The organism is Seonamhaeicola sp., from assembly GCF_028281565.1.
GTDB lineage: Bacteria > Bacteroidota > Bacteroidia > Flavobacteriales > Flavobacteriaceae > Seonamhaeicola.
This window is the reverse complement of record NZ_JANQJQ010000016.1, coordinates 60,866-74,000: the sequence shown is the minus strand read 5'-3', so window position 1 is coordinate 74,000 and position 13,135 is coordinate 60,866. Positions and strand designations below refer to the sequence as shown.

The 13,135-nt window shown below is 38.8% G+C and carries 10 protein-coding genes; 2 read left to right on the top strand and 8 right to left on the bottom strand.

Annotated features, from left to right (window positions below):
• Positions 1–149: 149 nt before the first annotated feature.
• Positions 150–2,444, bottom strand: a complete 2,295-nt coding sequence (locus tag Q0983_RS08170; RefSeq protein WP_299551163.1) for an FdhF/YdeP family oxidoreductase — start codon at positions 2,442–2,444, stop codon at positions 150–152.
• 441 nt (positions 2,445–2,885) lie between these two features.
• Between Q0983_RS08170 and Q0983_RS08165 the strand changes: the two genes are divergently transcribed.
• Together Q0983_RS08165 and Q0983_RS08160 are read left to right on the top strand one after the other, a co-directional pair.
• Positions 2,886–3,587, top strand: coding sequence for a hypothetical protein (locus Q0983_RS08165; RefSeq protein WP_299551160.1), 702 nt, complete (start codon positions 2,886–2,888; stop codon positions 3,585–3,587).
• A gap of 17 nt (positions 3,588–3,604) precedes the next feature.
• A complete protein-coding gene (locus Q0983_RS08160) occupies positions 3,605–4,474 on the top strand; it encodes a hypothetical protein (RefSeq protein WP_299551158.1) in 870 nt (289 codons plus the stop codon).
• Positions 4,475–4,545: 71 nt separating this feature from the next.
• On the opposite strand, the gene Q0983_RS08155 is transcribed toward Q0983_RS08160, so the two are convergent.
• The 7 genes from Q0983_RS08155 to pabB all read right to left on the bottom strand — a co-directional run bounded on the left by Q0983_RS08155 (position 4,546) and on the right by pabB (position 13,059).
• On the bottom strand, positions 4,546–6,762 hold the full coding sequence (locus Q0983_RS08155) for a molybdopterin cofactor-binding domain-containing protein (RefSeq protein WP_299551155.1): 2,217 nt from the start codon (positions 6,760–6,762) through the stop codon (positions 4,546–4,548).
• Positions 6,763–6,783: 21 nt separating this feature from the next.
• Positions 6,784–7,245 (bottom strand): (2Fe-2S)-binding protein, encoded by a 462-nt coding sequence (locus Q0983_RS08150; RefSeq protein ID WP_299551152.1) that lies wholly within the window; start codon positions 7,243–7,245, stop codon positions 6,784–6,786.
• Positions 7,246–7,381: 136 nt separating this feature from the next.
• A complete protein-coding gene (locus Q0983_RS08145) occupies positions 7,382–8,341 on the bottom strand; it encodes an alpha/beta fold hydrolase (protein ID WP_299551150.1) in 960 nt (319 codons plus the stop codon).
• A gap of 63 nt (positions 8,342–8,404) precedes the next feature.
• Positions 8,405–10,024 carry an adenine deaminase gene (ade, locus tag Q0983_RS08140; protein ID WP_299551147.1) on the bottom strand — a complete coding sequence of 540 codons (1,620 nt, stop codon included), beginning with the start codon at positions 10,022–10,024 and terminating at the stop codon, positions 8,405–8,407.
• Between the two features lie 69 nt (positions 10,025–10,093).
• Positions 10,094–11,404 (bottom strand): tRNA lysidine(34) synthetase TilS, encoded by a 1,311-nt coding sequence (gene tilS, locus Q0983_RS08135; protein ID WP_299551144.1) that lies wholly within the window; start codon positions 11,402–11,404, stop codon positions 10,094–10,096.
• 6 nt (positions 11,405–11,410) lie between these two features.
• Positions 11,411–11,725, bottom strand: a complete 315-nt coding sequence (locus tag Q0983_RS08130) for a hypothetical protein (protein WP_299551141.1) — start codon at positions 11,723–11,725, stop codon at positions 11,411–11,413.
• A 65-nt stretch (positions 11,726–11,790) separates the two neighbouring features.
• On the bottom strand, positions 11,791–13,059 hold the full coding sequence (gene pabB / locus Q0983_RS08125) for an aminodeoxychorismate synthase component I (protein WP_299551139.1): 1,269 nt from the start codon (positions 13,057–13,059) through the stop codon (positions 11,791–11,793).
• Positions 13,060–13,135: the final 76 nt, after the last annotated feature.

Here is a 13,135-nt window from a genome sequence, read left to right as displayed (position 1 = left end):
ACAAAACTAAGTAATTATACTTAATTATTTATTCGATTTCAATACGAAATACCCTTAAACCTGAATTATTGAAGATTTCACAAATTGATAGGTAGATAATTATTTATAAAACAAAAATCAGGTATTAGAATTACGTTTTACTAATGTTGTTATTCCGGTGTCACGGTAATTATTACACTCTTAGAAGCTGGGGTTTTGGCTGTATGTGCAAAACTATCTAAAGGCACTAACACATTAGTTTCCGGGAAATAAGTAGCACAACAACGCCTTGGAATATCATAACCTATGACTATGAATTTATTAGCGGTTCTGACCACTCCCTTAAATTCCGATCTTAAATTCACAACCTGTAACTGCTCTAATCCTCGGGCTTTCATGTCCTCTCGGTTCATCATAATGATTCTGCGCTCGTTAAAAATACCGCGATAACGATCGTTTAAGCCATAAATAGTGGTATTGAACTGGTCGTGACTCCTAATAGTCATCATAATCAATTCATCTTCCTTTAGTTTCCACTCGGGTAATTTATTTATAGTGAAGTTAGCTTTTCCGGTTTTGGTTTTAAACTGTCTTATCCTGGCGCCGTTAGGCAAGTAAAACCCTGATGGTTTCTTTAATCGGGTGTTGAAATCGTCAAACCCGTCTACTACCTCTTCAATATCATCCCTAACCAGGCTGTAATCATCTTTATAAGCCAGCCAATCGATTTTAGAACGGCCTTTCAATGTAGCATGAGCGATCCCACAAACAACGGCTACCTCACTAATAATCTTATCTGAACAAGGTTCCAGTATGCCTTTTGTAGAGGAGACTACCCCCATAGAATTTTCTACACTTTGTATTTGTATACCTGTTTTTTGATAGTCCTTTTCCGCTCTTCCCAAGCAAGGTAAAATAAGGGCTTCCTTGCCCGTAACCAAATGCGAACGATTTAATTTGGTACTTACGTGTACCGTCAGGTTACAGTTTGCAAGGGCCTGAGCAGAATAATTAGTATCCGGTACCGCAGAAATAAAATTACCTCCTAAACCAAAGAATACTTTAGCTTCGCTGTTGTACATCCCTTCAATAGCTTCAATTACCGAGTAGCCATGTTTTGCAGTCGGCTTGAAACCGTACTTAGCTTCAATCTTATCTAAAAATGCCTGAGGGGCCGCTTCCCAAATACCAACAGTCCTATCACCTTGTACGTTGGAATGCCCACGAACCGGACAGGTTCCTGCACCTTCTTTTCCAATACTTCCTTTAAGCAATAAAAGATTTACCAGTTCCCTAATATTATCAACCGCATTTTCGTGTTGGGTCAGGCCCATGGCCCAACAAATAATGATTTTATCATTGTTCAGTATTATATCGAATACCGCATCAAAGGTTTCTTTTGAAACGCCGGAGAGTTTCAGGCATTCATCAAAATCAAATCGCTTCAGGTCTTCAATAAATGCGTCGTAACCTGCGGTGAGTTCGTTTATAAACTGCTTGTCAAAAACTTGTCCTGTTTGTTCTTCTTTTTCTAATAATTTGAGTAGAATAGCCTTAAAGAACGCTACATCCCCGTTTATGGTCACAGGAACAAAAACATCAGTTAACTCCGTTCCGCCCGTTAACATTTTAAGCGGATTTTGAGGATTGGTAAACTTCATAAAACCCACCTCCTGCAGTGGATTGATGGCAATGATCTTACCGCCATTCTTTTTACATTTTTCCAATGCCACCAACATCCTTGGGTGATTGGTCCCGGGGTTTTGCCCAACAACCATCACCACTTCGGCTTTATACAGATCATCTAAGGTTACCGAGCCCTTTCCAATCCCTAAAGTTTCGGATAAGGCCTTGCCACTGGCTTCATGGCACATATTGGAACAATCCGGTAAATTAGCCGTTCCATACTCCCTGACAAATAGTTGGTACAAAAAGGCTGCTTCATTAGTGGTTCTACCGGAGGTGTAAAACACCGCTTCATCCGGATCGTCCAGAGCATTTAAATGGGCTCCCACTTTATTAAAAGCGTCTTCCCAGGAAATGGGTTGATAATGCGTAGCGCCTTCCGGTAAATACATGGGTTCCGCCAATCGACCCGATTTACCAATTTCAAAATCGGATAACTCCGCCAGGGCATCCACCGAGTGTTTTGCAAAAAAATCTGCGCCAATGGTATTTTTTTGGGCTTCTTCAGCCATGGCTTTCATACCATTTTCGCAGTATTCCCCAAGAATAGAACGATCATCATCCGGATCCGGCCAGGCACAACCGGGACAGTCAAAACCGCCTTTTTGATTTATTTTGGTTGAAATTTTAAACGCATCTACCGGTTTCATATACCTGGAAACCATACCTATAGCCGACTTTAAAGCACCCAAACCAACACTATTTGTTGGTGGTTTGGTAACTTTCAGGCCTAAAAATTTCTCAGGCGTGGCCGCCTTGTCTTGTGGAGTTTTGCTCATACCCTTAATACCTTAATTTAGACTCAAAGTGGACAAAATTACCCTAATTTAAATCTGAACACATATCTAATTTTAACCAATCAATACTCTAAATCGTCAATAAACTTAGTCAAAATTAATTTAAAGCCCGTGTATAATTTGTTTATAAAACATTTTATAAACTTTAACTGGCTCTCCTCCTTTTCCAACATATAGCTTGTTCATTTAATTCTTCGGGAACATCAGAAGCAAAGAAAAAACAAATGTCTTTTTTCACAGAACAAATTACCTTTTCATGCATGGCATACCATTTTGTATAATAATTATATAGCCTATTAAAATAACCTTTATAGCCGATTCAGTTAAATTTGGGATCAACCGTAACAGCAAACAACAAAGACTATATTAGACGCTTAAGTTCATTTCAAAGCAATGATGAACTTTTCACTAAACTAAATCCTTATGAAAACTATTTTTTTGGCCTTTATAGTGCTATCTTTAGCCATGTCATGTAGCAGTAGCGATCCTGAACCTGAGCCAAATCAGGAATCCCCAATTATTGAAGAAGAAACAAATGATCCGCCACCTGAAGAAAAGTGCTATATTGTAAACAAAGACGGCTTACTTATAATTGAAGGCGAAAGTTTTGAACTAAAAGGCAAATGGCGCATTGTAGAGGATGACAAAGCTACCGGTGGAAAATATATTGAGTACTACGGAAGCAATAGTTATCAAAGTCAAAATTTAGATAACGAAATTTCAGTAAAATTTAAAGTGGATGCCGCCGCTACCTATCTGGTCAGGTGGTATATGAGACAGCCAGACGAAGCAGAAGGAGATAAATCAAACGATGTTTGGATCTATTTCCCGGGGAATATTGGTTTAGCCAGACATAATGGCGAAGATGTTACATTGGAGCACTACGAGAAATTTGTAAGCAGAGGTAAAGGCGAATTCACTTATGGCGGCGCCCTGGATATGCATAATCCCAAGTATAGTTCCTGGATGCGGGTGCGATTTCCGGCAGCCGGAGAATACATTTTAAAGATTTGTGCCAGATCTGAATTTTTCCAACTGGATAAACTGGTCTTATCTACGGGTATGCCGGATGGCGACGCGGAAACAAGATCTAAAACCCTTTCGGAAACCATCAAATGTGAATAAACCTAAAAACGTTTCAAATGAAGAATCACCTATTCAAAATTTTCATGATTATTGCGATCATTTTACCCAATATTGTAAAAGGGCAAGCCTTAGGGTATAATAATAACAGAATAGCCTGCAGTGCGGATGGCAATGCACAACCGGACCTGGAATATACAGGAAAATACAACTATGCTGATCCCGATGATTGGGGTGCCACACCCGCTACCCTGGCTATGTTGGCCAAATTGAAGCTTCAATCTAAATTGGTTCATTATTCCTATAATAATTTTATGCCGTCTCCTCCGCACACTACTGTTAGGAATTATATGAAGGAAGGCGTTGATGGCTCCATTGAAAGATGGCATTTTAATAAAAAACTTTTCTTTGACGTGGGAACTCATAAAAAAGAGGCTATTGAACATCTTAAGAACGAATTAATAAAATCAACTAAAGCAGACCCGCTCTATTTTATTAATATGGGGCCTTCGGAATTTCTTTACCAGGCTGTCAAATTAGTGATGGATGAAGGACATGCTGAATCACTTTCACATGTTTACATTATTTCGCACAGCTATTATAACGACAATCATTTAAGAAGACCTGATCACCACAATATAGACCAGGTTATTGAACTTAGCAGCAACCGTTTAAAATTCAAAAGAATTAAGGATCAAAACAATAAAAACAATCCCAATGAAGGCTGGAGCTCTTTACACGACTGGAGTGTTTGGGACTGGCTAAAAAACCATAAAAACCCTGATTTAGCCTGGATATGGAAATGCATGAAAAAACATAAAGAGTTTAGAGCGGATATATCCGATGCCGGCATGGTTTACTATTTACTTACCGGCGATGAAGATGGCAATCCTTCTAAATTTAAAGCTTTTCTTGGTGACGGCATATAAACATAGCCTATGATCAAAAAAATAAAGCAAGTGTTTCACTCGCTTTATTTTTCCAAATATTTTAAAACATATTATCCAATCACTTTTTCAGCCTGTAAATTATTCATATAAGGCTGTTTTGTAAGACGTTGCCCGGTAGCTTTATAAATAGCATTGGCAACTGCCCCTCCAACGGGTGGTAAGGTAGGTTCACCCAAACCGGTTGGTGCTATATCATTTTTAACAAAATGTACATCTACCTTAGGCGTTTGCCCCATCCTGATAAGCTGATAGGTATTAAAGTTATTGGATTGGGGTTCCCCATTATTAAAGGTCAATTCCCCATACATGGTATGCCCGATACCGTCAATGATACCACCTTTTACCTGGTTCATAGCGCCAAGTGGATTCACTACAATACCGCAATCTACCGCGCATGTCACCTTTTTAACCACCGGCACTCCATTGGTCATAACAACATCGGCTACCTCAGCTACATGGGTATTATGACAGTAATAAACCGCTAATCCCTGGTAAATCTCACCAGACGTTTTGCCCCAATTTGATTTTTCAACTGCTAATTTTAGCACGCCCTGCAAACGCTCCGGGCTATATTCTATTTTTGGCTCCGGATTGTTCTTTACATTCTCCAACAAATCCATATGTAACTGAACGCGGTCTACTCCTAATTCCTCTGCCAATTCATCAAAAAAGCTTTGTTCTGCACTGGCTAAAAAGTTGGTATAAGGTGCTCTCCAGGCTCCGGTCGTTATGTTACTTTTATAGTTAGCCGTATCAACCTGGTAATTGGCAATGGCTCCTGCCGGAAAGAAATTTGGTATTAAACCGTACATATTACCATTAATAGCAGCTTCTTTTAAATGATAGCCCGTAATTTTACCATCTTTTATTGAAGCCGCTATTCTATATTTAATAGCCGGACGGTATACACCGGTTGCCATATCATCTTCCCTTGTGGACACCATCTTAACGGGTTTCTTTATTTTATTGGAAATTTCGGCTGCCTCATAAACAAAATCACCATAAAGGCGTCTTCCAAATCCACCACCCATCCTGGTCATTTCCACATGAATATCCTTTAAATCACGACCTAACATATCGGACACTGTTTTCGCCGCATCTTCAGGTGTTTGAACCGGCCCTACCAAATGCACTTTTTCAGGAGTTACATTTGCGAAAAAGTTCATAGGCTCCATAGTATTATGAGGTAAGAACGGTGACTCATAGGTTCGCTCTAGCACCTTATCGGCCTGAGCAAAAGCCTTCTTTACATCGCCGTCTTTTCTTCTGGTCCTGAATTTTTTGCCGTCCAGTATTTGCATTAGCTGCTCATCATGGAACTCTGTGGTTTCAGCTTCAGAGTCTTGCTTCCAGACAGCTTTAATAGCTTTTTTCCCTTTAATGGCATCCCAGGTGGTTTTAGCAATAACCACAATTTTATCACTTGGGCTTATTTGGGCAGTCCAACTCCTGTTATCTCCTTCTAAGTGGGCCCGGGTTTTTTCTCCAATGGTAATGACATCTATAACACCCGGTATGGCTTTTGCAGCCGTTTCATCATAGGTATCCAATACCTGTCCAAAAGCCGGTGGACGCAATACGCAAGCATACACCATACCTTCCTCTTTGTAATCTAATCCGAATAACGGCTTGCCGGTAACTATTTTATCAATATCAACATTTGCTGTTTTTTGGCCTATGATGGTAAAATCTTTGGGGTCTTTTAAAGTTACTTCCTCTGGAACTTCTAACTGGGCGGCTTCTAAAACCACATCACCATAACCCAATGTTTCCCCGTTAGGGTTGGTAATAACACCTTGTTTGGCGGTACATTCCGAAGCTTCAATACCCCATCTGGCGGCAGCGGCATTTACCAACATTTGCTTCGCAGTGGCACCTGTTTGTCTTAATGGTTCCCATCCTTGTCTTAAAGACTGGCTTCCGCCTGCCAACTGGCGGGTATAATTTTCAGTATCCAAAGGAGCCTGAACCACATAAACGTCGTCCCAAAGCACATCTAATTCTTCAGCAATAAGCATAGGCATAGATGTTTTTACCCCCTGGCCTATTTCAGGGTTAGGTGCAAAAATAGTTACCTTTCCTTCCTCGGAAATCTTAATGAACGCGTTAAAGTCGTTGTAATTCAACTGACTTAGATCTATGGGCATTTTTACATCCTGCTTACAGGCATTAAATAAGTTAAAACCTATTAACATACCACCACTGGCCAACGCCGAGGTTTTTAAAAATGATCTTCTACTGAATGCTATTTGTTTTGAAGTTGACATTGTTCTCTGTTTTTAGGTTGATTAACTCATTTTTTCAGCCGCCACTTTAACAGCTTCTTCAATACTATTGTATGAGGCGCATCTGCATATGTTTCCATTCATAGCATTTCTTATCTCAACTTCTGTTGGATTTGGATTTTTTTCCAGAAAGGCAGCGGCAGTCATAATTTGTCCTGCCTGACAATAGCCGCACTGCGGTACATCAATAGCTTTCCAGGCTTCCTGAACCGGATGATCACCATGTTTAGAAAGGCCTTCAATAGTAGTGATATTCATGCCTTCGGCCTGAGACACCTGTAATAAACAGCTTCTCATAACATTGCCATCTACATGTATATTACAAGCGCCGCATTGTCCAATCCCACAGGAATATTTTGTTCCGGGTAGGTCTAATTGATCTCGTAAAACCCATAACAATGGCGTATCCATATCGGCCTCTACGGTATGAGTTTGATTGTTGATTTTTAAGTTGAAAGTTGGCATAATTTCTATTTTGGTATTAAATTACTAAAAAGGTATTTAATAAAGTACCGAACTTATAAATTTAACAATGGGTTAACTAAATCAATATTAACTTTAACTAGACTAATTTTACCTTATAATATAACCCTTCATGCTTTCAAACCGAACGCACAAATTCCAAAGCTCTGCGCTCGTTGTAATAGATATTCTTTTTATCTATAAAAGCCACATGACCTCCGTGATCAGGCATTTCCAAATGAATAAACGGATTTATTTTTGCTTCTTTAACCGGACAACAACCCGGGGATAAAAACGAATCATTCAGGGCATTAATAATAAGTGTTGGGGTTTTTATGTTGGGGATAAATTGCAAACTGCTACATTTCTCGTAATAATCTAATGCGTCGTTAAAGCCATGAGCCTTTGAGGTATAGACATCATCAAAATCCTTTAAGGTTCTAATGTTGTTGAAAGCTTTCTCCGGAATAGCCCCCGGAAACTTCTCCAGTTTAATCTTCAATCTGCCTTTTAAATGATTTAAAAACCTTATAGCATAGGGTTTGTTCTTCAGTTTGTGGAGTTCAATACAGGAACCATATAAATCACACGGAACAGAAATAGCGATCGCTGCCTTTATCTGTTCCGGAAGTTCATCCCGTTCTCCTAAGTATTTCAGTATCAGATTAGCCCCCAAACTAATACCCTTTAAATAGATTTCAGCATAGTTTTTGGTTGAAATAATATGTTGAATGATATCCGCCAGATCTTCCGTCGCACCGGAATGGTAACTTCTGTAAAGTAAATTATCTTCACCGCTACACCCCCTAAAATTCACGCTAACCGCATCCACATTATTGTTATTGAAAAATTTAGCAGCTCCCAACATGTAGGGCCGCTGTGCATCACCTTCCAAACCATGTAATAATATGATGAGTTTATTAGATTTTTCTTCGGAAAAACTCCAATCCAGATCCAGGAAATCGCCATCTGATAAGGTCATGCGTTCCCGTTTTTGAATAACACCATTTATGTGTCGGAATAAACCCGAATAAACGGTTGACACAAAACCATTTCTAAACAACACCGGTGCTTTATAAGTAGATTCTAATATAGGCATGTATTCAGTATTCAGTTTGCAGTATTCAGTAGCAGTATTCAGTGGCAGTAATCAGTTTATAAATTAAACTTCTAAAGAGGTGAACTTAAAGTCCGTTCCGTTAAACAACCCTTTATCACTTAGTTTTAAAGACGGAATTACCAGTAAAGCCATAAAAGACAGAGTCATATACGGGGCATGTAATTTACTGCCTAATTGCTTTGCCATAGCATCCAATTCCTGGTACGCTTTTGCAACGACTTCCCCACTTTTATCACTTATAATACCTGCAATGGGAAGCGGTAAAATGTTTTCCTCTGAATTTGAAACCGCACACACGCCTCCTTTATTTTCAATGACTAAATTAACCGCTTTACAGATAGCTTCATCCGAAACACCAACAGCAATGATATTATGCGAATCGTGCCCTACTGAAGAAGCTATGGCACCTTCTTTCAAACCGAAATTCTTTATAAAGGCCAAGGCTGGGTCTTGATTTTGATAGCGGTTTACTACAGTCATTTTAAGTATATCATTCGCCACATCAGATTCAAGATTGCCGTCTTCGATTTTAGAGTTAAGAATCAGTTCATTTGTAACCAATTGGCCTTCCAAAGCTTCAATAACCCGTATTTGTTTTGAAGATGATACCACCCTAAAATCAGTGACTTCCTTTTTATTGCAATTAAAATTATTGATGGTTTTAAAGCCAACCGTTTTCACCAAAGAGGCCCCTTTGTCAAACACCAATTCTCCATTTATATAAGTCTGGAGTACTTTGAAATCTTTTAGGTCTTCCACAACAATACAATCCGCCAAATCACCCACTTGCAACAACCCCACATCCAGGTTATAATGCTCCACAGCATTTATACAGGCTGCCTGCAACACCTTAAAAACATCAATACCTTTTGCCACGGCCCGGGCACAAAGGTCATTTATGTGTCCAAGCATTAAATCGTCCGGATGTTTATCATCACTACAGAACATCATATTTTCATAATGCTCAGGCAACAAATCAATTAAAGCTTCAAAATTCTTTGCCGCACTCCCCTCCCGGATAAGCACTTTCATTCCTTTTTGAAGTTTTTCCAAAGCTTCTTCATAAGTAAAACACTCATGATCGGTAGAAATTCCTGCTGAAATATATTTGGACAGATCAGCTCCCATTAACCCGGGCGCATGCCCATCAATAGGTTTACCAAAATGTTTCGCCCAGGCCAATTTTTTTAAAACCTCTTCATCATCAAAAATAACGCCCGGATAATTCATCATTTCCGTAAGGTATTTGATATCAAGGTTTTGTAAAAGCTGTTTAATATCCTCAGAATCGATCGTTGCCCCGGCAGATTCAAACGTCGTTGCCGGCACACAAGACGGTGCCCCAAAATTGAATTTTAACGGGACTTGTTTTCCGTTTTCGATCATAAATTCCACGCCTTCCAACCCACATACATTAGCTATCTCATGGGGATCGGATACGGTGGCCACCGTTCCATGTGCGACTGCAATTTTTGCAAACTCACTGGGCACCAGCATAGAACTTTCAATATGGATATGGGCGTCAATAAATCCTGGAAGGATATAGCTTTCTATAGTATGATCTTTGGCTTCAATGGTAACAACACGTCCATTTTCAACGGTTAATTCACCTTTAAAAATGCGCTTGTTTTTTATGTCTACTATGTTGCCTTGTAGTTTCAAGTTTAATACGTTTTCAGATGTTTACACGCTTTATAAGAAGAGATTCTTCACTCCGTTCAGAATGACAGGTCATTTTAACTCTATTTTTAAAATTTCTTTGGTGTCTTCTGTAACTCTAAACCGGTTATCGGCTCTCCTGTTAATGACCCAAACAATATTATTTTCAGAACACAATAGCAACGTACTTTCTTTATCCAGCAATGAAAGCTTTTCATCTTTAAAGTACTTGCTCACTTTTTTTCTCCCTTTCATTCCAAACGGAAAAAACACATCGCCTACTTTCCATTGCCTTATTAATAACGGAAACTTTAGAAGTGCTTTATCTACATAAATTGAGGTGGTACTATTTTGGGATATTGCATCCACTTCTGAAAAGCAAAGGACTCCAAAAGGCGTTTCTATTTCCTGATGCGTATCTGAAATAGTAATTTCGATTAATTCTCCCGGAACGATCTCACTTAAAAGCAAATTATCCTGATGTTTGATCAATCGATGCGTATTGGATAAAATATACTTACCGGATTGCGCATCCAATAAATTTAAGGCATCGTTCCATTCTGTAAATCCATAATCTTTAAAAGTTTCAAACAAATAAGCTCTCGGGTTATTTTGTTTTTTGAATTCAGACACTTTAAAGGTCATTTTGTTATCCTCCATACTAATCACAGCCTCTTGAAAGAACAGCTCCAAATGATCTTCTATTATATCGGTGGCATCACTAAGATTGTTAATAGTGCTCTGATAGCTTTGAAGCAAACTTGGATTAACCTCTTTTAAAATAGGAATGACCTCATGCCTTAGTTTATTCCTCAAATACTTCGTGGAGGCATTGCTGCTATCTACCCGCCATTCCAATTTATTGGCTTTGGCATAATCCACGACGTTTTCCCTGGAGAAAGGCAAAAGCGGACGCACAAATTTATTGTTGATCTCAGGGATACCCGTTAAGCCATCCAAACCGGTCCCTCTGGAAAAATTGATCAAAAATGTTTCCAGATTGTCATCGGCATGATGTGCCGTTAATATATAATCAAATTCCAGTTGTTGGGCTAATTCATCAAACCAAAAATAGCGCATCTCACGCGCCGCCATTTGAATGGAAATCCGGTTCTCATTAGCATAACCCTGCGTATCAAAGCTTTCGGAAAAAGCTTCTATATCTAAATCATCTGCCAGTTGTATAACAAATGCTTCATCGCCATCGCTTTCTTTTCCACGGAGATTGAAGTTGCAATGCGCCAGGGCAATATTTAAATGGAGTTGATGGCATAAATGGACCAATACCACACTGTCAACCCCTCCCGAAATAGCTATAAGGAGTTTGCTTTCCTTTAGGAAAGATAGATTGTCATTGATATGTTCTTCAAATCTGGAAAGCATAACCGATTAATTGTGAAAATATTCCCAGGCATAACCTTCAATTTCACCTCCCGTCAGTTCGTTATTTTTTTCATCAAATAGTTTAAATGACTCTTGGATATTACCTATGGAAGCACTTCCATCAATTCCTAATAAAAGCCCATAAAGTGCATCCGTTAAAACACCATCAATTATTTCTTTGAGTATTTTGTTTTGCCCTTCATTCAAATCTAAAGAATCAATTAAACTACTAACATAGCTATCTTCAGAGGAGTCAAAATAGCTTTTTAACAAATCCTCTTTGCTCTTGAAAACATTCTTTACAAACTCTTCTGATGTCATCTGTAATCATTTTGAGCTAAGATACCAACTTGGAACTTGAAAAATTAAATTTTGAAAAGAAAACTTTAATTTTCCAAAACCTCACGCATGGCCTTGGCTTTTACCAGGCATTCCTCGTATTCCTTTAAGGGATTACTTTTAGCGGTAATAGCACTCCCTACGGAATACGACACATACTGTCTTGAGGCATTATACAAAATACTTCGAATCACAACATTAAAGTCGAAATTATTATCCGGGGTAAAATACCCGATAGCTCCGGAGTAGGCGCCGCGTTTAGTTTCTTCTAATTTTTCAATAATTTGCATCGCCGATATTTTTGGAGCCCCGGTCATGCTTCCCATGGGGAACGTGCTTTTAATCACATCTACCGGATGAGTACTTGATTCAACTTCTGATTTAACCGTTGATATCATTTGATGCACCTGCTTAAAACTATACACTTTACAGAGCTCTTCAACCCGTACAGTACCTTTTTTAGCCGTTCTGGACAGGTCGTTTCTAACCAGATCCACAATCATGATATTCTCACTTCGCTCCTTTTCATCATACAGTAAATTCGCTTTTAACTTTTTGTCTTCTTCAACATCTTCGGCTCGTTTTGCAGTACCTTTTATAGGTTGTGAAATAACCGAGTTTTCATCTTTTTTCAAATAGCGTTCCGGGGAAGCACTTATAACATATTTATCATAACACTTTAAAAAAGATGCGAATGGCGGTTTTGATATTTCATTGAGCCTTAAATACGTTTCTAACGGACTGATTTCAGTATCCCTGGCATAAAATTCCTGGCAAAAATTAGCTTCGTAAATATCACCACGGTGAATATGGTTCAACATGGTGGTCACCTTTTCAAAATATTCGTCTTTGTGGATACGAAGTTTTATTTTCACATCTTGTGAGGACTTGTGCCTGGAATGCGATTTGGATTCATTCATTCCTTCAATGGATTCCAGATCAGCTTCTAATTCATCATCAACAGCTTTTAAATATTGAATTTCAACCGTATTCCCTTTGAACAAAAAGAGCTTTTTAGGCTGGAAAAAATATAGGTCGGGAAATCGTAATCCATCAAAATTTTCAGAACTTAAGGCTTCAACATCATTTTTTAAGTCGTACGTCAAATAGCCAAAAATCCAATCTTTAGTAGCAGATTGGTACTCCTTCAACATCTCAAAAGCCTGATGATAATCCGTTTGAATGCTGGTAAAAGCTTCAACCGCCAAAACAGCATCGTAATTAGAATAGCGTTGCTGGTAATTGTTAGACTCCAGCCAAATCACCTCATCAAACTGTTGTACCCATAGGAGTAATTGACTCTTAAAGGCATCCATGTTTTTTGGTTGGTATGTAGTTATTGTTCTCAAGAGGATTGCAAATTACCGAAATTTAATGTTCAAAATAAAATTC